At 53.3% G+C, this 26,325-nt stretch carries 21 protein-coding genes, 1 other RNA gene and 1 pseudogene; 13 read left to right on the forward strand and 10 right to left on the reverse strand.

Going from position 1 to position 26,325, the window contains the following annotated elements; all coding sequences use genetic code 11:
- Positions 1–13 precede the first annotated feature (13 nt).
- A complete protein-coding gene (gene sirB1, locus SIK69_RS06820) occupies positions 14–823 on the forward strand; it encodes an invasion regulator SirB1 (RefSeq protein WP_319627562.1) in 810 nt (269 codons plus the stop codon).
- Positions 824–862: 39 nt separating this feature from the next.
- On the forward strand, positions 863–1,717 hold the full coding sequence (kdsA, locus tag SIK69_RS06825; protein WP_319627561.1) for a 3-deoxy-8-phosphooctulonate synthase: 855 nt from the start codon (positions 863–865) through the stop codon (positions 1,715–1,717).
- Between the two features lie 120 nt (positions 1,718–1,837).
- Here the strand turns inward: kdsA and SIK69_RS06830 are convergent, their stop codons facing one another.
- The 3 genes from SIK69_RS06830 to chaA all read right to left on the reverse strand — a co-directional run bounded on the left by SIK69_RS06830 (position 1,838) and on the right by chaA (position 6,749).
- Entirely contained in the window at positions 1,838–3,877 is a 2,040-nt protein-coding gene (locus SIK69_RS06830) for a glycoside hydrolase family 31 protein (RefSeq protein ID WP_319785706.1), read from the reverse strand.
- A gap of 39 nt (positions 3,878–3,916) precedes the next feature.
- A complete protein-coding gene (locus SIK69_RS06835) occupies positions 3,917–5,290 on the reverse strand; it encodes an MFS transporter (protein ID WP_319627559.1) in 1,374 nt (457 codons plus the stop codon).
- A gap of 358 nt (positions 5,291–5,648) precedes the next feature.
- Entirely contained in the window at positions 5,649–6,749 is a 1,101-nt protein-coding gene (gene chaA / locus SIK69_RS06840; RefSeq protein ID WP_319627558.1) for a sodium-potassium/proton antiporter ChaA, read from the reverse strand.
- Positions 6,750–7,016: 267 nt separating this feature from the next.
- Between chaA and chaB the strand changes: the two genes are divergently transcribed.
- Positions 7,017–7,247, forward strand: coding sequence for a putative cation transport regulator ChaB (chaB, locus tag SIK69_RS06845; protein WP_319627557.1), 231 nt, complete (start codon positions 7,017–7,019; stop codon positions 7,245–7,247).
- Between the two features lie 176 nt (positions 7,248–7,423).
- Positions 7,424–8,104 (forward strand): gamma-glutamylcyclotransferase, encoded by a 681-nt coding sequence (locus SIK69_RS06850; protein WP_319627556.1) that lies wholly within the window; start codon positions 7,424–7,426, stop codon positions 8,102–8,104.
- Positions 8,105–8,181: 77 nt separating this feature from the next.
- Here the strand turns inward: SIK69_RS06850 and SIK69_RS06855 are convergent, their stop codons facing one another.
- The 4 genes and pseudogenes from SIK69_RS06855 to SIK69_RS06870 form a co-directional block, all read right to left on the reverse strand.
- On the reverse strand, positions 8,182–8,427 hold the full coding sequence (locus tag SIK69_RS06855) for a DUF1883 domain-containing protein (protein WP_319627555.1): 246 nt from the start codon (positions 8,425–8,427) through the stop codon (positions 8,182–8,184).
- Between the two features lie 215 nt (positions 8,428–8,642).
- Positions 8,643–8,843, reverse strand: a pseudogene (locus SIK69_RS06860) (methyl-accepting chemotaxis protein); the annotation flags it as partial.
- A gap of 71 nt (positions 8,844–8,914) precedes the next feature.
- On the reverse strand, positions 8,915–9,265 hold the full coding sequence (locus SIK69_RS06865) for a DsrE/DsrF/TusD sulfur relay family protein (protein WP_319785707.1): 351 nt from the start codon (positions 9,263–9,265) through the stop codon (positions 8,915–8,917).
- Between the two features lie 94 nt (positions 9,266–9,359).
- The gene (locus tag SIK69_RS06870; protein ID WP_319627553.1) at positions 9,360–9,911 is read right to left on the reverse strand and encodes a YbhB/YbcL family Raf kinase inhibitor-like protein; all 552 of its coding nucleotides are present in this window, start codon (positions 9,909–9,911) and stop codon (positions 9,360–9,362) included.
- A 179-nt stretch (positions 9,912–10,090) separates the two neighbouring features.
- Here SIK69_RS06870 and SIK69_RS06875 point away from each other — a divergent pair, with 179 nt between their 5' ends.
- Complete coding sequence (locus SIK69_RS06875) at positions 10,091–11,485, forward strand: YchO/YchP family invasin (RefSeq protein WP_374941384.1); 1,395 nt, start codon at positions 10,091–10,093, stop codon at positions 11,483–11,485.
- On the opposite strand, the gene narL is transcribed toward SIK69_RS06875, so the two are convergent.
- Positions 11,482–12,132 carry a two-component system response regulator NarL gene (gene narL, locus SIK69_RS06880; protein ID WP_319627552.1) on the reverse strand — a complete coding sequence of 217 codons (651 nt, stop codon included), beginning with the start codon at positions 12,130–12,132 and terminating at the stop codon, positions 11,482–11,484. The genes SIK69_RS06875 and narL overlap by 4 nt on opposite strands.
- On the reverse strand, positions 12,125–13,921 hold the full coding sequence (narX, locus tag SIK69_RS06885; RefSeq protein ID WP_319785708.1) for a nitrate/nitrite two-component system sensor histidine kinase NarX: 1,797 nt from the start codon (positions 13,919–13,921) through the stop codon (positions 12,125–12,127). The genes narL and narX overlap by 8 nt, the downstream gene beginning before the upstream one ends.
- 310 nt (positions 13,922–14,231) lie before the next feature.
- Here narX and SIK69_RS06890 point away from each other — a divergent pair, with 310 nt between their 5' ends.
- From SIK69_RS06890 to narI, 8 genes are all read left to right on the forward strand, one after another.
- Entirely contained in the window at positions 14,232–15,623 is a 1,392-nt protein-coding gene (locus tag SIK69_RS06890) for a NarK family nitrate/nitrite MFS transporter (protein WP_319785709.1), read from the forward strand.
- A 189-nt stretch (positions 15,624–15,812) separates the two neighbouring features.
- Positions 15,813–16,532 carry a GntR family transcriptional regulator gene (locus tag SIK69_RS06895; protein WP_319627549.1) on the forward strand — a complete coding sequence of 240 codons (720 nt, stop codon included), beginning with the start codon at positions 15,813–15,815 and terminating at the stop codon, positions 16,530–16,532.
- On the forward strand, positions 16,529–17,503 hold the full coding sequence (locus SIK69_RS06900; protein WP_319785710.1) for a sugar phosphate isomerase/epimerase family protein: 975 nt from the start codon (positions 16,529–16,531) through the stop codon (positions 17,501–17,503). The genes SIK69_RS06895 and SIK69_RS06900 overlap by 4 nt, the downstream gene beginning before the upstream one ends.
- 99 nt (positions 17,504–17,602) lie before the next feature.
- Positions 17,603–18,871 (forward strand): MFS transporter, encoded by a 1,269-nt coding sequence (locus SIK69_RS06905; RefSeq protein WP_319785712.1) that lies wholly within the window; start codon positions 17,603–17,605, stop codon positions 18,869–18,871.
- 340 nt (positions 18,872–19,211) lie between these two features.
- Positions 19,212–22,955, forward strand: coding sequence for a nitrate reductase subunit alpha (locus tag SIK69_RS06910; protein ID WP_319785713.1), 3,744 nt, complete (start codon positions 19,212–19,214; stop codon positions 22,953–22,955).
- On the forward strand, positions 22,952–24,487 hold the full coding sequence (gene narH, locus SIK69_RS06915; protein ID WP_319785714.1) for a nitrate reductase subunit beta: 1,536 nt from the start codon (positions 22,952–22,954) through the stop codon (positions 24,485–24,487). The genes SIK69_RS06910 and narH overlap by 4 nt, the downstream gene beginning before the upstream one ends.
- Entirely contained in the window at positions 24,484–25,194 is a 711-nt protein-coding gene (gene narJ, locus SIK69_RS06920; protein ID WP_319627544.1) for a nitrate reductase molybdenum cofactor assembly chaperone, read from the forward strand. The genes narH and narJ overlap by 4 nt, the downstream gene beginning before the upstream one ends.
- Positions 25,194–25,871 (forward strand): respiratory nitrate reductase subunit gamma, encoded by a 678-nt coding sequence (gene narI / locus SIK69_RS06925; protein ID WP_319785716.1) that lies wholly within the window; start codon positions 25,194–25,196, stop codon positions 25,869–25,871. The genes narJ and narI overlap by 1 nt, the downstream gene beginning before the upstream one ends.
- 279 nt (positions 25,872–26,150) lie before the next feature.
- On the opposite strand, the gene SIK69_RS06930 is transcribed toward narI, so the two are convergent.
- Positions 26,151–26,280, reverse strand: a non-coding RNA gene (locus SIK69_RS06930) — RtT sRNA.
- Positions 26,281–26,325 lie beyond the last annotated feature (45 nt).

Raw genomic sequence — 26,325 nt, forward strand, 5'->3', positions numbered from 1 at the left:
GTTGGGGTAGGTCATGAGGTCATTAGCAGATTTTGAATTTAACAAAGCACCTTTGTGCGACGGCATGATCCTCATCTCTGAACTGATCCGTGACGATTTCCAGGCCCAGTATGTAATCGACGAGCTGGAGCAACTGGTGAGTCTGGCACGGGAAGAGATTAGCCCTTCGTGGACTGAAACCCGTCAGGTGGAACGTCTGATTGAGCTGTTCTACGGCGAATGGGGTTTCAGTTCCGCGCACGGTATTTACCGTCTCTCCGACGCGCTGTGGCTCGATACCGTTCTGAAGAATCGTGAAGGCAGCGCCGTTTCGCTCGGGGCGATCATGCTCTGGGTCGCCCGCAGCCTGTCTATTCCAATGATGCCGGTGATTTTCCCGACCCAGCTGCTGCTGCGTGCCGACGTTGAAACCGGCGAAATGTGGCTTATTAATCCGTTTACTGGCGATACCCTTGATGAACACACCCTCGAAGTGTGGCTGAAAGGCAATATCAGCCCGGTGGCGGAACTGTTTAACGAAGACCTGGATGAAGCGGACAACGCCGAAGTTATCCGTAAGCTGCTCGACACCCTGAAATCTGCGCTGATGGAAGAGCGGCAGATGGAGCTGGCGCTGCGCGTCAGCGAGGCGCTGTTGCAGTTCAATCCGGAAGATCCGTATGAAATCCGCGATCGCGGCCTGATCTACGCCCAGCTGGAGTGCGAGCACGTGGCGCTCAGCGATTTGAGCTATTTCGTCGAGCAGTGTCCGGAAGATCCGATCAGCGAAATTATTCGCGCGCAGATCAACAACATCGCGAACAAACACATTACCTTGCATTAATCCGGAAAGAATCCGATTAACCCCTGATAAGGCGATCCTATGAAACAAAAAGTGGTTAGCATTGGCGATATCAACGTCGCAAACGACCTGCCGTTCGTACTGTTCGGTGGTATGAACGTGCTCGAGTCGCGTGACCTCGCGATGCGTATCTGTGAGCACTATGTGACCGTGACCCAAAAGCTGGGCATTCCTTACGTGTTCAAAGCCTCTTTTGATAAAGCCAACCGCTCATCCATCAAATCCTATCGTGGCCCGGGCCTCGAAGAAGGGATGAAGATTTTCCAGGAACTGAAGCAGACTTTCGGCGTGAAACTGATAACTGACGTTCACGAAGCGCACCAGGCGCAGCCTGTGGCCGAAGTCGTTGACGTTATCCAGCTGCCTGCATTCCTCGCCCGTCAGACCGACCTGGTCGAAGCGATGGCGAAAACCGGGGCGGTGATCAACGTGAAGAAACCCCAGTTCGTAAGCCCTGGCCAAATGGGTAATATCGTCGACAAATTCGCCGAAGGCGGGAACGACAAGGTTATCTTGTGTGACCGTGGGACGCAGTTTGGCTACGACAATCTGATTGTCGACATGCTGGGCTTTAGCGTGATGAAAGCCGTTTCAGGCAACTCTCCGGTGATTTTCGACGTGACCCATGCGCTGCAGTGCCGTGACCCGTTTGGTGCCGCATCCAGTGGTCGCCGTGGTCAGGTAACCGAACTGGCGCGTGCCGGGATGGCTACCGGCCTGGCCGGCCTGTTCATTGAAGCGCATCCGGATCCAGAAAACGCGAAATGCGATGGTCCATCCGCGCTGCCGCTGGATAAACTGGAACCGTTCCTGAAGCAGATCAAAGCCATTGACGACCTGGTGAAGAACTTCGAACCGCTGGATACCAGCAAGTAAGAAGCCGTTGAAAGGATCCGGAAATGCGCAGCCATTTTCGGATCCTTGATGGTGCTCAGCGCAGACACTCAAGCAGTTTACTCCCCTCCGGTGATGCTTAAGCCATCAAAGGCGTCTGATTTACATCGGCAGTATGTGACGATATTTCCCTTTTTCCTTAATGAAAACAGGGATCTGATTCAGCGGTGCGGCGTGAGAACGTGTTTGGCCTCCCGCATAGCGCTCTCCGCTATAAAAATCAATCCAGGTTTCCCCTTCAGGCAGCCACACCTCCCGCTCCCGAATGCCTTCATACAGAATCGGCGCGACCAAGAGATCCGGTCCGAAACAGTATTGATCGGTAATATTCCAGCTCATGGGTTGATCCGGGAACTCAAAGAACAGCGTTCGCATGACGGGCGTATTTTTACTGTGGGTTTCCTGCATAATTTGGGTGATATAAGGTTTCAATGTCTCGCGCAGTTGCAGACAGCCAGTCACAATCTCCTCAACCTCACTTCCGTAGCTCCAGACCTCATTGGGTGCCCCGGTTGGGCATTGTGCAATGCCGTCACGATAAGGTTGTTCCGGCAGTATCTGTGGATCCCGATTCCCGTGTAGACGCATTACGGGGCTGAAAACACCCCACTGGAACCAGCGGATTAACAGCTCATGGAATTTCGGATCGTGGATGTTGCCCCCGTGAAAACCGCCGATATCCGTTGTCCACCATGGGATGCCCGCAATGCCCATATTCAGACCCGCCGCCAACTGGTTGCGCAATGAGCGGAATGAGGAGTGAATATCGCCGGACCAGACCAGCGCGCCGTATTTCTGACTGCCTGCCCAGGCGCAGCGCAGGAGATTGATCACCTGTTCCTCACCTTCAGCTTTCATTCCGTCAAAGAACGTTTTGGCATACATGCGTGGATAAATATTACCAACCTCCAGTACCGGTCCGGCGTGGTAGCGATAGTTATCATAGTCGTAGACGCTGAATTCAGGCTCTGCTTCATCCAGCCAGAACAGCTTCACGCCTTTGTCATAGTAATGGCGTTTTGCTTTGCCCCAGACATACTCCCTCGCCCCCGGATTTGTGGCATCGAAAAAGGTCGTATTGCCGAGGAAATCCATATTGATGGGCAAACCACGTTCGGTATGGACCAGCCAACCGTTTTGTTTCATTTCTTTGTAGCTGTCGGTGCGATTATCGACTGTCGGCCAAATCGACACCATCAGTTCAATGCCCATCGTTTTTAGCTCTGCAATCATGGCATCCAGGTTGGGCCAGTCGCGGGAGTCAAACATCCAGTCGCCCTGGTTCGGCCAGTGAAAGAAATCAATGACGATGACAGAGAGAGGGAGTTGGCGACGCTTGTATTCACGTGCAACGGTCAGTAATTCTTCCTGATTACGATAACGCAGTTTGCATTGCCAGAACCCCATGGCGTATTCCGGCATCATAGGGGGTGTACCGGTGACCCGGGCGTAGGCTTCGCTAATTTCAGCGGGGGTATCCCCTGCGGTTATCCAGTAATCTAACTGTTCACTGACAGCCGCTTCCCACTCCGTTCCATTTTGGGCAAAAGTGACGCGGCCAACTGCCGGGTTATTCCATAAAAAGCCGTACCCTTGACTCGATAAGAGGAAGGGGACCGACGCCTGAGAATTTCGTTGGGCCAGCTCCAGCATGCAACCTTTTAAATCCAGATTAGGCTGTTGATATTGCCCCATCCCATATAATTTTTCGCCGTCATTGGCCTCAAAACGCGCTTTGATGGAGAACTTGCCGCCGGGGATGGGTTTGAATTCGCGTCCTTCCAGATTCAGGGCGCTGACATATTGCCCATGGGCGGATTCGTCTTCACCCATTTCGCCGCGCTGACGCCAGAATTCCTGAAGCAAACATCTCTCTGAATCGCGCCAGAAGCTGACTTGCCCCTGTTGATTAACCACCGCGGTAATTTTTCCATTCTTCAGCGTGACGTGTTTATCGCCATAGGTCAGTTGTGCCGCAGAGGTGGCGGGAACCTCCGTTAAGGCCCAGTGCTCATTTCGCATCACCGGCAGATGACGGCCACTACGAACGCGCAGACTATTTTCGCCCCAGGCTTCAATCCATAGATAGCGATCGTTGTATTGCCAGATCAAACGCTGGGGATCTTGCTTGATAAACGACATAGGTATTCCTTCCGATTGTGATTGATGGGTTGGAAATTTTCAGTGAGTGTCAGACAGCAGGTCCTGCTGGATACGGCTCTCCATCGCTTCATACCGACGAAAGAAGAGCAAAGGCAGCGCAGCCAGCGCAAAGAGGAGTGCTGGTAGCCAGATAAAGGCGCAGGTAATGCCGGTAAGGCTATCGGCGGTCTGGGCATGATTAGGCACATAGCCAAAACTGTTCATAATCCATGCCGCAAATGCCGTACCTATCCCGCTGCCCATTTTGATGCAGAAGGTACTGCCGAAAGCGATCAGGACACCCGTGGCGCGGATACCGGTTCTCCATTTACCGTAATCGACCGCAAAACCGAGCATGGCGAAGGGCATTGAGCAGGCAATACCGCTGCCGATATTGGCGAGCACCCAGGCGGCGATGAGGAAAGGAATATTATCTGCCGCGAACCACATCAATACCCCGCCGAAAGCAGCCACCAGCAGACCGCTTATCCATATCCAGGTTTTGCTCAGAAATTTACTAAAGAAGGGGATGGCGATGATGAATAAAATCTGCAACGTGGCGAGGCTGTTGATGAGCGGTACCAGATCTTTACGATCAAGGTTCCAGGTTAAATAGTAAACAATGGTGGTGGCCCGTTGCTGTAAGGCAATCCAGAAAATGAGGTTCGCCAGCACCATCAGGATCCACGGCCAGTTTCCCTTCATGGCCGAGAAACTTTTTATCATTGGGAGTCGTGGTTGTTGCTGAATCTTTCCTGCATCTAATTCACGAATATTTTTAAAGGCAAAAAGCGTGAGCGCACAGGATATTACGGCGAACGTTATCGCAGTATAAATAAAGCCGGTTTTGTCATTGCCATTGCCCAAAAAAGCAACCAGTGGTAATGCCGTGGCATTCATTAATAACACCCCGATTTGTCCACCCGTCATGCGGTACGAATTCAGAATTAATCGCTCTTTTGGCGAGAGGGTCATGAGGGGTAATATTGCACTCAGTGGCGTGTTTAAACCGGTAAAAAGAATGCTGGCCAACATGTAAGATATGGCTGCATAGATGGCTTTTCCTGTCATGCTAATATCGGGTGACCAGAACGAAAGTGCACTAAATACAGCAAAGGGTAACGGCAACCATAAAAACCAGGGGCGACATTTACCATAGCGTGATCGCGTCTTATCAATGATAACTCCCCATACAGGGGCATCAATGCCGTCTACGATACGTGCCAGCAGCAGAATTATCCCTGCAATAGCAAGGCTGATACCTGCAACATCCGTGTAAAAATAAAGAATGTAGGTTGAACCAAAGCAGTACAGCAAGTTGCCAGCGACATCCAGCGCACCATAACTGATCCGTTGTATCAGAGGTAATGAATCAGAATCAGATGGCTGGGTGCTTTCAATAAGAGAACTCATTTCATTCGCTCCAGTAATAGAAGTGCAGGCCCAGAAATACAGCTTTATTTTCTAAGCGGAGAGAGATGTAAAATCCTGTTCATATTATTTTGGTGAATATCAACGTACTGAGGGTGAGATGACTTGATAATGAATGTGTGCAGGTGAGAGTAGTGAAGGTTGGTGGTGTGGACAATTATTATATTTTGTTTTGAGGTTGCGTTAATTGGTTTTTAGACTGTTCACGCTGATATTTGCTAAGCGCTTCACGTTTTCAAATAAAAATAAATAGTGTCGAGGGAGTGAAAGAATAACGCTCAGATAGCTCCCCAATTCAAAGGAGAGCTATCTGCAATAACGCCATTGCTGGCAGCTGTTATCAGGCAAATATTGTCATCAAATACGCCACAAACAGTGCCAGATGCGCAGAACCGTTAAGCACATTGGTGCGTCCGGTGGAGAAGGAGAGCTGGCACAGCACCAGAGACGCCACCATCACAATCATTTCCGGTGCACCCAGCGCAAACTCCAGATGATTGCCCGTTGCAAACGCAATGAGCGTCACCACCGGCACCGTCAAAGAAATGGTCGCCAGCACCGAACCAAAGAAGAGATTCATTGCGCGCTGTACCTGATTATTCAGCACCGCACGTAGCGCCCCAAGACCTTCAGGAGAGAGGATCAGTAGCGCAATCAGGAAGCCGGTAAAGGCCACCGGAGCGTTCATGGTGCCGAGCAGCATCTCCAGCGGACCGGCGTTCATTTTCGTCACTGCGATGACCGCAATCAGATGAATTACCAGCCACACCGCATGCCAGACGCTGCTGTGCGCCGAGGGTTTACCATGATGCGGGTCATCGTCGTCGGCCTCGTCCTCATGCTCGTACACGAACAGGCTCTGGTGCGTTTTGGTTTGAATCAGCAGGAACACGCCGTACATCGCGGCGGAGATCAGGGCAACCAACAGCGCCTGTCCGGTGGAGAAATTCCCACCCGGCAGCGCCATCGGGAACACCAGCACGATAATCGCCAGTGGGAACAGGGCAATCAGATATTGTTTAATGCCAAAGAGATTCATGTACTGAGTGGCAAACTTGCGACCGCCCATCAATAACGAAAAGCCCACCAGGCCGCCGGTAACAATCATGATGATCGAATAGAGGGTGTCACGCATCAAAGTCGGGGCCGCATCGCCAGTGGCCATTAACGCAGAAATGAGGCTCACTTCAAGAATAACGACTGAGAGGCTTAAAATCAGTGAGCCATAGGGCTCGCCGAGGCGGTGGGCCAGTACGTCTGCATGGCGAACCACGCTAAAAGCGCTACTTAAAATACCGATAAGGGCCAGGATGTTGATCCCAATAACCACTGGCAGTGACTGGCTGTTACCAAAGAACACCAGCACTGCCAGTGCCAGTACCGGGAAAATGAGAGTCGTCTCCTTGTGGCGGGTTTTCACCGCCTCATGTGCATGTGTCATTAACCATCTCCGTTTGAGCAGGTAATTTTAATTATAGATAACATAAGGACATAACATAGCAGACCGCGCGGGAATATCTTCGTGTTTTTACTGAAATTTACCTCTCTGTCTCGCGTGTCATAATAAACACAGTAAAAACCATGTTATGTTTATTTTCTATTTATATAACAATGCATTGATTGTCATTTTTCTGCAATAATCTTCGGAATTTGCGCCTCGGGGAATCCTTGGCCACACTGAATATGGGTCTCAATTCAGGAGAGCGTTATGCCTTACCACGACCGAAGTGATTTACCCGACAGCGTGCAGCATGTGCTGCCCGCGCATGCTCAGGATATCTATAAAGAAGCGTTTAACAGCGCCTGGGATCAGTATAAGCATAAAGAGGACCGTCGGGACGATGCCAGCCGCGAAGAGACCGCGCACCGTGTGGCGTGGGCGGCGGTGAAGAATGATTATCAGAAGGGAGACGATGATAAGTGGCATAAGAAGAAGTAAATGAAAGGCTTAATGGAATAAGCTGTCACTTGCCGGAAACAATTGTCATTTATTGACACTTTGTTGCCTTGCCTTCGGCCCGTTCATTGCATATTGTCTGTGGAAGCTGGATAATATTTCAGCAATTCAGAGGGAAATAGTGGTAACAGGGAAGATTGCAGTGGCGGAGGTATAAAGTGTTAACACGTGATTTCTTGCTGAAAGCCGATTGCAAGACGGCGTTTGGTGCAATCGAGGAATCGCTACTCTGGTCGTCGGAACAACGTGCAGCTTCACTGGCCGCGACGTTAGCCTGTCGTCCAGATGATGGCCCGGTATGGATTTTTGGTTACGGTTCCCTGATGTGGAACCCGGCGCTGGATTACAGTGAATCCTGCACCGGGACGCTCGTCGGTTGGCACCGTGCCTTTTGTTTACGCCTGACGGCAGGGCGCGGTAGTGCCTGTCAGCCAGGCCGCATGCTTGCCCTAAAAGAGGGCGGACGCACCACCGGCGTCGCCTATCGTCTGCCGGACGGTGCGCTCGAAGAGGAGCTGTCGCTGCTCTGGAAGCGTGAAATGATCACCGGGTGCTATCTGCCAACCTGGTGCAAGCTGGAACTTGACGACGGCCAAACGGTGAACGCGCTGGTGTTCATCATGGATCCGCGCCACCCGCTGTATGAATCTGACACCAGCGTGCAGGTGATAGCCCCGCTGATTGCCGCCGCCAGTGGGCCGCTCGGCACTAACGCCCAGTATCTGTTCTCGCTCGAACAGGAATTAGTGAAGCTGGGCATGCAGGATGAGTGTCTGAACGAGCTGGTCGGGAAAGTGCGCTACCTGCTGAACGGTGAAAATCTGCCGCGCACGGCATGAAAAAATGTCCGGCGGGGCTAACGCCTGCGTGGCCTACGGTTGTGTAGGTCCGCTAAGCGAAGCGCCACCGGACATTACTATGCCGGAACGAAGCTGATTGAATGTTCCAGCGATTGGCTATGGCTGTCGATCAGCACATTCCAGGTTCCACTGTACGGCACGGTCAGATAGGCATTATCACGATTCTGCACGCTGAGAATATCGGTCTGCGCATCGCTCGCCTGTTTTTTTGCACTCATCAAATGAATATGGCAGCGTTCAGAGCACCGAACCACCACTGTATCCCCACCAAATAACGTCAAACTTGCTTTCACCATTGCCATTGTTTACCCCGTTGCAGTCAGCCCACGCACTCCGTGCCAGAGATTCCTCGTGTGTGATGTTGTTCACAATTCACTCATGGCATAACACCAAATGGGGAGGGGGCTGATGCTGATTTTGATCAAAAATTGCGGCAACGATTCAACAAAAATGACAATGTTCCTGAAACCATTCAGCTGGCGCGTGATTTGAGGTTCAAAACTGCGCCAGCAGAAAATTAAATGCGGAAATGTCCGGCGGTTGTAGCAAGGTCGCCCGCCTGGCTTTGCAGAGCGCCTGCCGCTGCGGCTGATTCCACCACCAGTTCAGCATTCTGCTGCACCATTCTGTCCAGATGGATCACCGCGTGATTAATCTCTTTAAAGCCCTGCATCTGTTCGCTGCTGGTGGGGGTAGGGTGGATTTCCCGTACGTTAGCGACGACGCTGTCCATCGTTACGTCCCCGGCAACCACTGCTTAAGAAAAACACTTTATCAGCGCTTTTTGACTCAGAAGGTTAATACCTTGTCCGCCTCGAGCGTCCACTGCGCCAGCTCAACCAGCGTGCCGATTTCCACGCCATCTGCCAGCGGAAGCGGGGTGATACCCCGGCCATCGGTGCAGGTTTTGCATAATTTCACCGGAACATCCTGGGCGGTTAAAATTTCCAGCATTTGCTGAATATTGTAGCCCTCGGCCGGTTTTTGCCCTTTCAATCCAGCGGTCACCGCATCGGACATCAGGAACACTTTCAGGTCTATCTGCTGTTGGTCGCGCAGCGCAATGGCCAGACGCAGACTATTAAAAAGCGATTCGCTGCCGTAGGCCGCGCCGTTGGCGATAATCACAATACGTTGCATGTTCACTCCTGAAATGGCTTAAAGACTCCTGATGCTACTGCCCCGCGCCCAGGCTGCCAACCGCTTCAGGTCGGGGGCATGATCTGGCGCAGTTCTACTGTCCGAAACGGCCAATCAACCCGGCTGCGGCCAATTGATGTCCTTTCAGTTTTTCAAACAGCGCCTCGCGGGTTAAGCCTTCGGGCAGGGTCGGTGGCAGCGACGTGGCGATCAATGTAAAGGTGTAATGGTGGGCCCCGGTTCCCGGAGGCGGACAGGGTCCGTACCAGCTGGCGGTGCCCGGCGTGTTTTTGCCACCGGTGAATCCTTTTCCGTCGCGTAAGGCATCCGGTCCAAACCCGGTCAGCGCAGGGGAGATGTTGTAGGCCACCAGATGCGTCACGCCAAGCCCTTTATTGCCCTCGGGATCGTGCACGACCAGCGCCAGGCTTTGGGTTTGCGGCGGAACGTTGCTCCAGACCAGCGGCGGCGAGTTATTTTTCCCGGTGCAGTTCGCATTCTTCGGGTCATTCCCGGCAAAGGTTTTATCGAGCATCGCGTTATCGGCAAAATTAGGCGACTGTAATATAAACAGACTGTCCGCGCAGGTGGCGTTCACGCTGGCAAATAAGGCCGCGCAGGCCAGCAGGCGGGGGAGGGTTTTCATAAGGACATCTCATGCAGGAAAGGTGGTTTAACTGTAGCCGATGCTTAAGGATCTTCCTGAAATTTGCCCCCGGGCTGAAAGAGAAGGGTAAAAGCGTTAAGATAAGGTGAGGTGTCATCCGACACCCTTTTTCGTTCTGCTGTTGATTTATTGAGGGATCCCGCTGCGTTTTGCGTTATTTGCTGTCACCACCACGTCTCTTGTTGTTCCTACTCTTGCCCTTAGCAGGCGGTGTTGCCGGTGCTCGTCAAACCTTCGTCGATCAGGCCGAACACCCTTTTGCACAGAGCCCCGAGGCGCTGCCGAGCCTGGGCATTGCCCCTGATAATCACGAAAGTGAAAAGCAGCTCGCCGAAATGATGAAAGCCTTTGGCGAAGCCAGTATGAAGGACAACGGGCTGGATACCGGCGATCAGGCTCGCCTCTTCGCCATCGAAAAGCTCAGTCACCAGCTTAACGCCGAAGTGAATCAGCAACTGGACTACTGGCTTTCTCCGTGGGGCAACGCTTCGGCAGAACTGCTGGTGGATCGCGACGGCAAATTCACCGGCAGCCACGGCAGCTGGTTTGTACCGTTGGAAGACAATAACCGCTATCTGACCTGGAGCCAGGTGGGCGTCACCGAGCAAGACGATGGTCTGGTGAGTAACCTTGGCGTCGGACAGCGTTGGATCGCAGGCAACTGGCTGGTGGGTTATAACGCTTTTTATGATGCGCTACTGGGTGAACGCTTGCAGCGCGGGGGCTTTGGCGCAGAAGCTTGGGGCGAATATTTGCGCCTTTCGGCGAACTACTATCAGCCGTTCAATGGCTGGCAGGACGAGAGTGAAACCCAGGAAAGCCGGATGGCGCGCGGGTACGATCTGACCGCGCAGGCCCGACTGCCGTTTTATCGCTTCATTAATACCAGCGTCAGTTTCGAGCAGTATTACGGCGACAGCGTTGACTTATTTCACTCCGGCACCGGCTATCACAATCCGATGGCCGTGTCCCTGGGGCTGGCGTATACCCCGGTGCCGCTGGTGACCATTTCCGCCGAACATAAGCAGGGCGAAAGCGGTGTGAGCCAGAATAATCTCGGCATGAAACTGAACTATCGCTTTGGCGTACCGTTGAAGAAACAGCTGGCCTCCAGCGAAGTGGCGGACTTTACCTCGCTGCGCGGCAGTCGTTACGACAGCCCGGAACGCAGTAATCTGCCGGTGGTGGAGTATCGCCAGCGTAAAACGCTGTCGGTGTTCCTCGCCACGCCGCCATGGGATTTGCAGCCGGGCGAAACGGTGTCCCTTAAGCTTCAGGTGCGCAGCCGGTTTAAAATCAAGTCGCTGACCTGGCAGGGGGATTCACAGGCGTTAAGCCTGACGCCGCCGGTGAATCGTAGCCATACCGACGGCTGGACGGTGATTATGCCCGCGTGGGATTACAGCGACGGGGCGCAGAATCGCTGGCATCTGTCGGTGGTGGTTGAAGATGAGAAGGGACAGCGCGTCTCGTCCAATGAGATTACGCTGGTGCTGACGGAGCCGCTGGTGACCTTCCCGGCGGCATCGTCAGATACGCTACTGATGCCTTAGAAAATGCGTTCCTGATGCACCCACACCGCCGCTTCGACGCGGGATTTAAGCTTCATCTTTTTCAGCATGTGCTTCACGTGAACCTTCACGGTGCTCTCGGTGATATCGAGACGGCGGGCGATCATTTTATTCGGCAGACCCTGGGCGATCAGCTTCAGAATGTCGCGTTCACGCGGGGTCAACTGATTAATATCCCGATCGGAGGTGGCGCGATTGGCCCGCAGGCTGGCGGCCAGCACTGGCGTTAACGCTTCACTGAGTACCATTTCACCCGCCGCGGCCTGGTGCAGCGCCTTGAGTAAATCTTCCGGCTCCATGTCTTTGAGCAGGTAGCCGTCCGCCCCACGTTTTAACGCGGTGACCACATCTTCTTCGTGGTTTGACACGCTGAACACCACCACCCGGCCAGAGAGTGACTTCTCGCGCAGCTTGTCGAGGGTTTCCAGGCCGTTCATGCCGGGCATATTCAAATCCAGCAGGATCAAATCCGGGTCAAGTGACTCAGCCAGTTCGATACCCTGTTCGCCGTTGCTGGCTTCGCCGATCACCAGAAGATCGGGGGCCATGCTGATCAATTGCCTGACGCCGGTGCGCAGCATAGGGTGGTCGTCAATTAACAGGATGGTGGCCCGTTCCTGATTACTCATGGATTTCTCCTTGCGGTTGTGGAAGCGGTTTTTCGGGAATAAAGGAGACGACAACTTCTGTGCCGCCCGTGTCACGGCGTTTGACCTGGCAATCACCACGCAGGCTTTGCGCGCGATCGCGCATGATGATTAAACCGTAGTGGTTATTCCGCTCGGCATGGTCCGGCACGCCACGGCCATTATCGGTCACGGTCAGACGGACCTGGTTGCCATTATGCATCACCGATACGGTGACTTCCGTCGCTTCAGAATGTTTAAGTGCATTGCTCAACGCTTCGCGGGCAATCTGTAAGGCATGAATCGCCTGATGCGAAGGGACAAAACGCGGGGGAAGCTGGTAATCCAGCTGTACAGGGAAGCCAAAGCGAGCGCTGTATTCCTCACAGCTCGCCTCCAGTGCAGGACGCAAGCCCGGTTCGGTTAACTGTAGCCGGAAAGTGGTCAGCAGCTCGCGCAGCTGTATCCAGGAGATGTTAAGTTCATTACGCATCTGGCTCAGTAACTGGCGGCTGTCTTCCGGCAATTTCTCACCCTGCATTTGCAGACAGCTGACCTGCATCTTCATACACGACAGCGACTGGGCGATGGAATCGTGGAGTTCGCGGGCGATAGTGGCGCGCTCTTCCATCACGATCAGCTGATGCTGACGTTCCTGTTGACGGTCGAGCGCCAGCGTGGCGGTCAGCTGTTCCACCAGAGTATCAACCAGCTGCTGCTGATCGTGGCTCAAATGACGGCCCGCAGGTAGCGTCGCGAGCAAAATACCATATTGATTATGAGCGTCGGTCAGTCGCCATTTCAGCGTAGTGCCGGTGCCGGGTAGTGCTGGCAGATTACGCGGGCAGAGATAGCAGCCTTTTTCGTCACACTCTTGTTCAGAGTGACAAATAAACTCCTGATGGTTTTCCTCATCTTCCAAATCGTAGACCCGGACTTCAATATCCCGCAGTAAAGTCAGGCCCTGAAGGCCATTGAGCACCGGCGAAATACGCTCGCACAGGGGAGCCTGAGAGTGCAGACGTCGGTTGGCCTGCCAGAGGAAGTTGAGGATTTCGTTCTTTTGTTCGAGGTTGGCGGTTTTTTCCTGAACCCGCTGTTCGAGCACCGCATAGCTGCCTGCCAGCTCTTTCGACATATTGTTCAACGCCATGCCCAGCGTCGCCATCTCGTTGCGACCGCTGATAGTGGCTCGCTGGGTGAAATCACGCTGGCTCACCGCCCGCGCCATCCGCAACAGCTGTTCCCACGGATGCAGCAACCGCGCGCGCAGCCAGACGATGGTGAACAGCAACAGCAGCGCCATACACAGGGCCATCATACGATGTACCCACACCACATGCTGAATGCGTTTTTCGGTGGTATGGTCAAACGCAGTCACCAGCTGGTCGATGCGGTTCACGAAGCTGGCGACTTCTCCGGCCACCTGTTGCTGGCGGTCAGCGAGCTTCATACTCGGCGCAAGCTTAGACTGCCAGTAGGTTTGCAGGGCTTCGAGCTGCTGACGCTGACCGTCCCGGCGCGCGGCTTCAATCAGCTCCGGGCTGGTAACCGTCTGGTTCATTTCATCGAATAATTTCTGACTGTCAGGTTGCAGCGGGATAGCCGCCAGCAGGCGATAACTCTGCATCCGCAGGGAGCCTGCTTTGTTGATGGCATGGGCGCTACCCTGCACCCCGTGAACCAAACGGGCAGAAATCGCCATGCCCGTCACACCGATGGCGGTGGACAGCAAAACGATAAGCGCCAGTTGATTGACCAGCGTAAGCGGGGTAAAAAGACGTTTAAACATCGACAGCTAGGCTCCTGACCTGGATACAATCCGGGAGTGAGGCTTATTCTCGGATATCACCTGGAGTATACCCATACCCCCAAAGGATTACCTCTTAATTGCCGGTATGGCGAGGCAGGGGATGATAAGGGGTATTTCGCGCCTAAGGGATGTGAAAAACCACACTTTTTTGACTGGTTTGCTCTACTCACTAAGAGTAATGCTGATTTTTTGCCCTCAATTATGTTCGATTTTCCTTTGATTTATATCAACTTACCCCGGCCCGTAAACCCTAATGTGGCAGCAACTAACTCCATCATTTGAGGTTTATATGAGTCACACTTCCGCATCGGAAAAGGATAAAGGCGCTGTCATTACAGACTGGCGTCCAGAAGACGCAGCCTTCTGGCAAACGCGTGGGCATCGCGTGGCCAGTCGAAACCTGTGGATTTCCGTACCCTGTCTGCTGCTCGCGTTCTGCGTCTGGATGTTGTTCAGCGCGGTTGCCGTAAACCTCAATAAAGTCGGGTTCAACTTCTCAACCGATCAGCTGTTTATGCTGACCGCGCTGCCAGCGCTGTCCGGCGCACTGCTGCGTGTGCCTTATGCGTTTATGGTGCCGGTCTTCGGCGGTCGTCGCTGGACTGCGTTCAGCACCGGGATCATGATTATTCCGTGCGTATGGCTGGGCTTTGCGGTGCAGGATCCGACCACGCCGTTTGGCGTGTTCATGGTCATTGCGTTGCTGTGCGGTTTCGCTGGGGCTAACTTTGCTTCCAGTATGGCGAACATTAGCTTCTTCTTCCCGAAAGCGAAGCAGGGTGGTGCCCTGGGCCTGAACGGCGGCCTGGGCAACATGGGCGTGAGCGTGATGCAGTTGGTGGCTCCGCTGGTGATTTCCGTTTCGGTGTTTGCGATGTTTGGCGGCACTGGCGTGGAGCAAGCCGATGGCTCGTCGCTGTTCCTGGAAAATGCGGCGTGGATTTGGGTGCCGTTCCTGATTATCTTCACCCTCGCAGCCTGGTTCGGCATGAACGATCTGGCGGCGTCTAAAGCCTCTCTGAAAGAGCAGTTGCCGGTCCTGAAGCGTGGTCACCTGTGGATCATGGCGGTGCTGTACCTCGCCACGTTTGGCTCGTTCATCGGGTTCTCTGCCGGGTTTGCCATGCTGTCTAAAACCCAGTTCCCGGACGTGCAGATCCTGCATTTCGCCTTCTTCGGCCCGTTCATTGGTGCCCTGGCGCGTTCTCTTGGCGGCGGTATTTCTGACCGTCTGGGCGGGACTCGCGTGACGCTGATTAACTTCATCGCGATGGCTATCTTCTCCGCGCTGCTGTTCCTGACCCTGCCAACCAACGGCGAGGGCGGCAACTTCATCGCCTTCTTCGCGGTATTTATGGGGCTGTTCCTGACGGCCGGTCTGGGCAGTGCTTCTACCTTCCAGATGATCTCCGTTATTTTCCGTAAGCTGACGATGGATAAAGTGAAGGCAGAAGGCGGTACTGAAGAGCACGCTCTGCGTGAAGCGGCCACGGACACTGCGGCGGCACTGGGCTTCATCTCTGCGATTGGCGCTATCGGTGGCTTCTTTATCCCTAAATCCTTTGGTATCTCGCTGGAACTGACCGGTTCGCCAGCGGGCGCAATGAAAGTCTTCCTCGTGTTCTATATTGCCTGCGTGTTGATCACTTGGGTGGTATACGGGCGTAAAACTAAAAAATAAGCGTTACTTTTTTGATTATCATGGCGCGAGAAATCGCGCCATTTTTTTACCTGAAATTCCTCCCCGATCTGACTTTATTCTGCGAGAAACCTCACATTTAGAATAACTCCCCCTCCAGACACCATTGTCACATTCGCGGGCGAAGAGTACCGTGATAGCAAATCTGGTTTAAACCAAATGGATTAAAACATGAAAAGCCATTCCACCGTAGAAACGGCAAAAGAGATGCTCAATGACTGGCTGAGCAAAGGGGTCGTCCAGCCTGGCGGTAAATTACCTTCCGAGCGTGAGCTAGAAGAATTACTGGGTATTAAGCGCATGACACTGCGACAGGCGCTGCTGTTCCTTGAAGGGGAAGAAAAGATCTTTCGTAAAGATCGTCGCGGCTGGTTCGTGGCTTTACCGTGTTTCAAATATACCCCTAACACCTCCACCAGCTTTAAGCAGGCAGCTCAGGAACAGGGGCGTTTGCCGTCCTGGGGGTTTCTGGAAAAAGAGCGGGTTTACACAGCGGAACCAGAAATTCTGTCGCAGCTAAATGTGAAAGAGGGTGATGAAATTTACAAAATTTGTGGTTGGGGGGCGCTTGATAACCATAAAGTTTTCTATCACGAAACCTTTATCAACGCGCAGTCCGCCCCCGGCTTTATCGACAAATTAGGCGATCGCTCTTTTGTTGAGGTGTGGCAAGAAGACTTCGGCAAGAGTTCGCATACGCAGCATCTGGCCTTCAAACCGACACGTCTTTCTGCGGGGGCTTGCAAGGGGATGGGCGGCACTGCGGGGACGCCGTCTATCCGGGTTGAAAAATACCGTGCCGATGAAGGCGGGCAAGTTATTCAGGTTGATATCGAATATTGGCGTTTTGAATCAGTAGCGTTTCATATCGATTTACAGGAGTTTCCATGAACAACATCCAGGCTACAAAAATTGTTGAACGTGCCGCAAATCTGCCGTTGTATCTGCATGCCTATGCGTTTCATTTAAACATGCGCATGGAAAAGATTCTGCCGGAAGACTTACTGGATATTGCCAGTCAGCAGCAATTGAAGGGAGTAAAAATTCATGTTATGGACGGTGAAAGCCAGTCTTTAAGGCATGCCAGCGATGAGCGGCTTAAGAATTTTGCAGAAAAATCGCGCCAGTTGGGGTTGGATATTCATATCGAAACCAGCGCCTCAGATGCTCGTACCATTGATGAGGCTGTGAGGATTGCGCTGAAATCAGGAGCGACATCGGTGCGGTTTTATCCGCGCTATGAAGGGACACTTTCTGCGGTAATGGAAATGATTGCCAAGGATATTCAATATATTAAAGCGAAATACCAACATAGCGGTCTGACATTTACGCTTGAGCAACACGAAGATTTGCAAAGCCACGAACTGGTGAAGCTGGTCCGGCAAGCTGATTTTCCACAGCTTTCCCTGCTGTTTGACTTCGCCAACATGATTAATGCCAACGAAGAGCCGCTTGATGCGCTAGCGGTGATGGGAAGTGAGGTCACACAGGTGCATATCAAAGATGCATTAATCACTCACGAAGGTGAAGGCCGCGGGCATACAGCATGTATTTCTGGCGCAGGTGAGCTACCGTTTAAAGAATTATTACTGCAATTAATTTGTCTGGGTGAAGATATTCCGCAAGTCACCGCCTTCGGTCTGGAAGAAGAAGTAGATTATTATGCGCCGGCATTTCGTTTTACTCACGAAGATATAAACCCGTGGATCCCATTACGCCAGATGAGTGAAACCCCGTTGCCGACTTCCGGGATTGAAGAAAGGCTAAATAAAGAAATTGACGATGCCATGAATCAAATAATGTATGTGCGCAATATCCTTGGCGATCTTCATAAAGAGGCTGTGAATATTTTAAAGCGGTAATTAACCAAAAACATTTAAATTCGGCTGTCTCACCTTTCGTGAGGTAACTGTACTCTCTAAACAATAAATAATTCCGCTAATTCAGGGGTGGAGTGTCTTATGCTATCCAAAAAAAGATGGACTATATTTAGCTTATTGGTGCTGTGTGGCGGGACAATATATAAACTGCCGTCATTGAAAGATGCATTCTATGTTCCTATGCAAGAGTATTTTCACCTGACCAATGGTCAGATTGGTAATGCGATGTCGGTTAACTCTATTGTTACAACCATTGGTTTCTTCTTATCAATTTACTTTTCTGACAAATTACCACGACGCTTTACCATGTCGCTTTCTCTGATTGCGACTGGTATGCTGGGGATCTACCTTTCTACAATGCCGGGCTACTGGGGGATACTCTTTGTCTGGGCGTTGTTCGGCGTGACCTGCGACATGCTTAACTGGCCTGTGTTGCTAAAGTCGGTGAGTTTGCTGGGAGACAACACTCAACAGGGGCGCTTGTTTGGTTTCTTTGAAACAGGCCGAGGAATTGTCGATACCGTTATCGCGTTTAGCGCCCTGGCAGTGTTCACCTGGTTTGGTAGCGACTATTTCGGATTTAAAGCTGCAATATTGTTTTACTCTTTCATCGCTATTGTAGTCGGTGTGGTTATTTTCTTGGTATTAAAAGAAAGCCCGGAAGAGCAAATCGCTAAGCAAGAGAAAACAGAGAAAAAAGAAGCTACTCCAGGTCTTGGTAGTGTATTAAAAAACAAAACCGTCTGGCTAATCGCTTTTAGTGTGTTCTGTGTCTATGCGGTATACTGCGGATTAACATTCTTCATTCCTTTTTTAAGAAATGTTTATGCATTACCCATTGCATTGGTTGGTGCGTACGGAATTATCAATCAGTATTGTTTGAAAATGGTGGGTGGTCCAGTTGGCGGGCTGATTGCGGACAAGGTTTTAAAATCACCTAGCCAGTATTTGTTCTATACCTTTATTATTAGTGCGCTGGCATTGGTGGCACTGATAATACTACCACATGAGCAAATGCCTGTTTATTTAGGCATGGCTTGCACCCTGATGTTTGGTGCGGTCATCTTTACTCAGCGTGCGGTGTTCTTCGCCCCTATTGGCGAAGCGGGAATCAGTGAGAAAAGTACCGGTGCGGCAATGGCGTTGGGAAGTTTTATCGGATATGCCCCAGCGATGTTCTGTTACAGCCTGTATGGATACATTTTAGATACCTATCCTGGGTTGTCAGGCTACCAAATCGTGTTTGGCTTGATGGCTGTTTTCGCCTGCGCCGGTATAGTTATTTCAGGCCTGCTTATCAAAAATATTCGTGCTGAACGCAACGCTGAATCGCTAACATCTCTCGGATAATTGCACTGTTCAACATGGGGTTATCCTCGGAAGGGGGGCCCCATTTTTTGTACTCTCCCTTCCCCAGAGACTGACTTACCCCTTAATACCCGGTAGCGCAAATTGCTACTCCTAACAGAAGTCATAAAGTGGATAAAATATCTATATATCAATAAATTAAATGCACTCCTGCTCTTGCCACTTTAGTGGTACATCACCGCCGGGCGCTTAAATCATCCTCAGATGTCGTTGATCGTTATCAATTATCCCTCCTTTAGTGCAGGTTACCGTGCCGTCAATCTTAGCAATGTCGATTTTATTATAAGACAGAGCCTCAAGGCTCCATATCAGGAGAAACCCGATGAGCAAATTTCTGGACCGGTTTCGCTACTTCAAGCAGAAGGGCGAAACCTTTGCCGATGGGCACGGTCAGCTTCTGGAAACTAACCGGGACTGGGAAGATGGATACCGTCAACGCTGGCAGCATGACAAAGTGGTGCGGTCTACCCACGGCGTGAACTGCACCGGTTCATGTAGCTGGAAGATTTACGTTAAAAATGGTCTCGTGACCTGGGAAACCCAGCAGACCGACTACCCGCGTACGCGTCCAGATATGCCGAACCACGAGCCACGCGGTTGCCCTCGTGGCGCGAGTTACTCCTGGTATCTCTACAGCGCAAACCGTCTTAAATATCCGCTGATGCGCAAACGCCTGATGAAAATGTGGCGTGAAGCGAAGGTTCAGCATCCCGATCCGGTGAATGCCTGGGCGTCAATTATTGAAGACGCGGATAAAGCCAAAAGCTTTAAGCAGGCGCGTGGTCGCGGGGGCTTCGTGCGCTCTTCCTGGCAGGAAGTGAACGAGCTGATTGCCGCTTCCAACGTCTATACCGTGAAAACCTACGGCCCTGACCGTGTGGCAGGCTTCTCGCCGATCCCGGCGATGTCGATGGTCTCTTACGCTGCGGGCGCGCGTTACCTTTCTCTGCTCGGCGGCACCTGTCTGAGCTTCTACGACTGGTACTGCGACCTGCCGCCTGCGTCACCGCAGACCTGGGGCGAGCAGACCGACGTACCAGAATCTGCCGACTGGTATAACTCCTCGTACATCATCGCCTGGGGCTCTAACGTGCCGCAGACCCGTACGCCGGATGCGCACTTCTTTACCGAAGTCCGTTACAAGGGCACCAAAACGGTGGCGGTCACGCCGGACTACGCGGAAATTGCCAAGCTGTGCGATCTGTGGCTGGCACCGAAGCAGGGCACCGATGCGGCGATGGCGCTGGCGATGGGCCACGTGATGCTGCGCGAGTTCCATCTCGACAAACCGAGCCAGTATTTCACCGACTACGTGCGTCGTTATACCGACATGCCGATGCTGGTGGCCCTTGAACAACGTGACGGCTATTACGCCGCAGGCCGTATGCTGCGTGCCGCTGACCTGGTGGATGCATTAGGCCAGGAAAATAATCCGGAATGGAAAACCGTTGCCTTTGATGAAAGCGGCGAGTTGACCGTGCCAAACGGCTCTATCGGTTTCCGCTGGGGCGATAAAGGCAAATGGAACCTCGAACAGCGTGACGGCAAAAGCGGCGATGACGTTCAGCTGCGCCTGAGCATGTTGGGCAGCCACGACGAGATCGCGGAAGTCGGCTTCCCATACTTCGGCGGCGACGGCACCGAGCATTTCACCAGCGTCGAACTGGAAAACATCCTGCTGCATAAACTGCCGGTGAAACGCCTGCAAATGGCCGACGGCTCCGAGCAGCTGGTCACCACCGTGTATGACCTGACCATGGCGAACTACGGCCTGGAACGTGGTCTGGGCGATGACAACTGCGCCAGCAGCTACGATGATCTGAAAGCGTATACCCCGGCGTGGGCCGAGAAAATCACCGGCGTCTCCCGGGCACAGATTATCCGTACCGCGCGTGAATTTGCGGACAACGCCGATAAAACCCACGGTCGCTCGATGATCATCGTCGGCGCGGGTTTGAACCACTGGTATCACCTCGATATGAACTATCGCGGGATTATCAACATGCTCATCTTCTGTGGCTGTGTTGGTCAGAGCGGTGGTGGCTGGGCACACTACGTCGGCCAGGAAAAACTGCGTCCGCAGACCGGCTGGACGCCGCTGGCGTTCGCCCTGGACTGGAACCGTCCGCCGCGCCACATGAACAGCACCTCCTATTTCTATAACCACTCCAGTCAGTGGCGCTATGAAACCCTGACCGCGCAGGAACTGCTGTCGCCGATGGCGGATAAATCGCGTTATACCGGGCATCTGGTTGACTTCAACGTCCGTGCTGAACGCATGGGCTGGCTGCCGTCCGCTCCGCAGCTGGGCACCAACCCGCTGCACATTGCCGCTGAAGCGGAAAAAGCGGGCATGTCAGCGGTGGATTACACCGTGAAATCGCTGAAAGACGGCTCGATGCATTTCGCCTCTGAGCGTCCGGACAACGGTAAAAACCATCCGCGTAATATGTTCATCTGGCGTTCGAACCTGCTGGGCTCATCCGGTAAAGGCCACGAATACATGCTCAAGTACCTGCTGGGTACCGAGCACGGTATTCAGGGCAAAGATCTGGGCGTGCAGGGCGGTGTGAAGCCGGAAGAAGTTGAATGGGTGGATAACGGTCTCGACGGCAAACTGGATCTGGTGGTGACGCTGGACTTCCGTCTGTCGAGCACCTGCCTGTTCTCCGATATCGTGCTGCCAACTGCCACCTGGTATGAAAAAGACGACATGAATACCTCGGATATGCATCCGTTTATTCATCCGCTGTCGGCGGCCGTTGATCCGGCGTGGGAATCGAAAAGCGACTGGGATATCTACAAAGACATCGCCAAGAAATTCTCCGAAGTCTGCGTTGGCCATCTGGGTAAAGAAACTGACATTGTCACCCTGCCAATCCAGCACGACTCCCCGGCGGAACTGGCCCAGGCGATGGATGTGAAGGACTGGAAAAAAGGCGAATGCGACCTGATTCCGGGTAAAACCGCGCCGCATATCATGACCGTGGAACGCGATTATCCGGCGACCTACGAGCGCTTCACCTCCGTCGGTCCGCTGCTGGAAAAAATCGGCAACGGCGGGAAAGGTATTGCCTGGAATACCGACAGCGAAGTTGAGCTGCTGCGTAAGCTGAACTACACCAAGGCTGACGGTCCGGCGAAAGGTCAGCCGATGATCAACACCGCGATTGATGCGGCGGAAATGATCCTGACTCTGGCCCCGGAAACGAACGGCCAGGTGGCGGTGAAAGCCTGGGATGCGCTGAGTAAAATTACCGGTCGCGACCATACCCATCTGGCGCTGAATAAAGAAGACGAAAAAATTCGCTTCCGTGATATTCAGGCCCAGCCGCGCAAAATTATCTCCAGCCCGACCTGGTCTGGCCTTGAAGATGAACACGTATCGTATAACGCCGGGTATACCAACGTTCACGAGCTGATCCCTTGGCGTACCCTGTCTGGCCGTCAGCAGCTGTATCAGGATCACCAGTGGATGCGTGATTTTGGCGAAAGCCTGCTGGTGTACCGTCCACCGATTGACACCCGTTCGGTGAAAGCGGTGATGGGCCAGAAGTCCAACGGCAACCCTGAGAAGGCGCTGAACTTCCTGACGCCGCACCAGAAGTGGGGCATTCACTCCACTTACAGTGACAACCTGCTGATGCTGACCCTGTCACGCGGTGGGCCGATCGTCTGGATGAGCGAAGCCGATGCCAAAGACCTGGGTATCGATGATAACGACTGGATTGAAGTCTTCAACAGCAACGGTTCTCTGACCGCGCGTGCGGTAGTAAGCCAGCGCGTTCCGGCGGGGATGACCATGATGTATCACGCCCAGGAACGTATTGTGAACCTACCGGGATCGGAAATCACCGGTCAACGCGGCGGGATCCATAACTCCGTGACGCGTATCAGCCCGAAACCGACCCATATGATTGGCGGCTACGCGCAGCTGGCGTATGGCTTTAACTACTATGGCACCGTCGGCTCGAACCGTGATGAGTTCGTGGTGGTGCGTAAGATGAAGAACATTGACTGGTTAGACGGTGAAGGTAACGACCAGGTACAGGAGAGCGTAAAATGAAAATTCGTTCACAAGTCGGCATGGTGCTGAATCTCGACAAATGCATCGGCTGTCATACCTGCTCAGTCACCTGTAAAAACGTCTGGACCAGCCGTGAAGGCGTGGAGTACGCGTGGTTCAACAACGTGGAAACCAAGCCGGGCGTCGGCTTCCCTAACGACTGGGAAAACCAGGATAAGTGGAAGGGGGGCTGGATCCGTAAAATCAACGGTAAACTGGTGCCGCGCATGGGTAACAAAGCGCTGCTGCTGGGTAAAATCTTCGCTAACCCGCATCTGCCGGGTATCGACGATTACTACGAGCCGTTTGATTTTGACTACCAGAATCTGCACAAAGCGGGTGAAAGCAAACATCAGCCGATTGCGCGTCCGCGCTCGCTGATTACCGGCCAGCGGATGGACAAAATCACCGCTGGCCCGAACTGGGAAGACGATCTGGGCGGCGAGTTCTCTAAGCTGTCTCGGGACAAAAACTTCGAAAACATCCAGAAGGAAATGTACGGCCAGTTCGAAAACACCTTCATGATGTACATGCCACGCCTGTGTGAACACTGTCTGAATCCGGCGTGTGTGGCGACCTGTCCGAGCGGCGCGATTTACAAGCGTGAAGAAGACGGCATTGTGCTTATCGATCAGGACAAATGTCGTGGCTGGCGCATGTGTATCACCGGTTGCCCGTACAAAAAAATCTACTTCAACTGGAAGAGCGGCAAATCAGAGAAGTGCATTTTCTGTTATCCACGTATCGAAGCCGGTCAGCCGACCGTGTGTTCCGAAACCTGCGTGGGCCGTATCCGCTATCTGGGCGTGCTGCTGTATGACGCCGACGCTATCGAACAGGCGGCGAGCACGGAAAGCGAGAAAGATTTGTATCAGCGTCAACTGGACGTGTTCCTCGATCCGAACGATCCGAAGGTTATCGAACAGGCGCTGAAAGACGGTATTCCGCAGAGCGTTATCGACGCCGCGCAGCAGTCGCCGGTCTACAAAATGGCGATGGACTGGAAGCTGGCGCTGCCGCTGCATCCGGAATATCGCACCCTGCCGATGGTCTGGTACGTGCCGCCGCTGTCACCGATTCAGTCGGCGGCAGATGCCGGTGAGATTGGCAGCAATGGCATTTTGCCTGATGTCGATAGCCTGCGCATTCCGGTACAGTATCTGGCGAACATGCTTACCGCGGGTGATACCGCGCCGGTGCTGCGTGCGCTGAAGCGTATGCTGGCGATGCGTCACTACAAACGTGCTGAAACCGTTGACGGCGTGAACGATACCAGCGCCCTGGACGAAGTCGGTCTGACCGAAGCCCAGGCACAGGAAATGTATCGCTATCTGGCGATTGCCAACTACGAAGACCGCTTTGTGGTACCGAGCAGCCATCGCGAACTGGCACGTGACGCTTTCCCGGAGAAAAACGGCTGTGGCTTTAGCTTCGGTGACGGTTGCCATGGCTCCGACAGCGGCTTCAACCTGTTCAACAGCCGTCGCATCGACGCCATCGATGTGACCAGCAAAACGGAGCGTCAGTCATGAAAGAACTGATGATCCTCTCCCGTCTGCTGGAATACCCGGATGCTGCCCTGTGGCAGCATCAGCAGGAGGTTCACGCCGCGTTGGCAGAATCTGATGTCCTGAGCAAAGAAGATGCACAGTCTCTGTGCGTTTTCGTCCGTGATTTAACGCAGAAAGACGTGCTGGATGTACAGGCCGATTACAGTGAACTGTTCGACCGGGGCCGCGCGACGTCGCTACTGCTGTTCGAGCACGTACACGGTGAATCCCGTGACCGGGGTCAGGCGATGGTTGACCTGATGGCGCAATATGCGCAGCACGGTCTTGAACTGGACAGTCGCGAGCTGCCGGATCACTTACCGCTGTATCTCGAATATCTGGCACAGCTGCCGCGTGATGAGGCGTTGGGCGGTTTGCAGGATATCGCGCCGATCCTCGCCCTGCTGAGTGCGCGTCTGCAACAGCGAGAAAGTCGTTATGCGGTGCTGTTTGACGTATTGCTGAAGCTTGCCAGTACCGAAGTTGACAGCCAGAAAGTGGCCGAAAAAATTGCCGATGAAGCCCGCGACGATACGCCGCAGGCGCTGGACGCTGTCTGGGAAGAAGAGCAGGTCAAATTCTTCGCTGACCAGGGATGCGCTGAGTCGGATATCGCCGCCCATCAGCGTCGTTTTGCCGGGGCCGTTGCGCCACAGTATCTGAATATTTCCACTGGAGGGGAGCGCTAATGCAATTCCTGAATATGTTCTTCTTTGACATCTACCCGTACATCGCCGGCGCGGTGTTCCTGGTCGGCAGTTGGCTGCGTTATGACTACGGACAGTACACCTGGCGTGCGGGCTCCAGCCAGATGCTGGACAAAAAAGGCATGAACCTGGCCTCGAACCTGTTCCATATAGGGATCCTCGGGGTGTTCGCCGGGCACGCCCTCGGGATGCTGACGCCGCACTGGATGTATGAATCGTTCCTGCCGCTGGAAGTGAAACAGAAAATGGCGATGATCGGTGGTGGGGCTGCCGGTCTGATGTGTCTGGTGGGCGGGGTGCTGCTGCTCAAGCGTCGTCTGTTTAACCCACGCGTGCGGGCGACCACTACCGGAGCCGATATTCTGGTGCTGTCGGTGCTGGTTATCCAGTGTGCGCTGGGCCTGCTGACTATTCCGTTCTCAGCCCAGCATATGGATGGCAGCGAAATGATGAAGTTGGTCGGCTGGGCGCAGTCGGTGGTGACGTTCCACGGTGGCGCATCAGCGCACCTGGACGGGGTGGCATTCATTTTCCGTGTGCATCTGGTGCTCGGTATGACGCTGTTCCTGTTGTTCCCGTTCTCGCGGCTGGTGCATATCTGGAGCGTGCCGGTGGAATACCTGACCCGCAAATACCAGATTGTTCGCGCGCGTCGCTAAGAACGCATGGCGCAATATTAAATACCTGGCCTCGGCCAGGTATTTTTTTGTGCGCAATTTGCCCGGCGGCGCTTCGCTTGCGCGGGCCTACAGGTAAGGAATGAGTGGATTTTGTAGCCCTGGTAAGCGTAGCGACATCGGGAAACATTCTGCACTGATGCTACGGCAACGCTTTCTCGCTCCGCTCGAATCGAACCTGAGTCGACGCTTCTCATCCTTCCCTGTGCGGAGAAAAATGTGGCATCTAAGGTGAGTTTGATAGTGGTGCTAAGAGGGAGATGGTGGCGGGGGAAGGATGACTCGGCGCAAGCGCCTCGCCCTTCGGGTCGTTGCCTGCGGCAACGCTTTCTCGCTTCGCTCGAATCGAACCTGAGTCGACGCTTCTCATCCTTCCCCGTACGGAGAAAAATGTGGCATCTAAGGTGAGTTTGATAGTGGTGCTAAGAGGGAGATG

The organism is Scandinavium lactucae, from assembly GCF_033843265.1.
In the GTDB taxonomy this organism is placed as follows: domain Bacteria; phylum Pseudomonadota; class Gammaproteobacteria; order Enterobacterales; family Enterobacteriaceae; genus Scandinavium; species Scandinavium lactucae.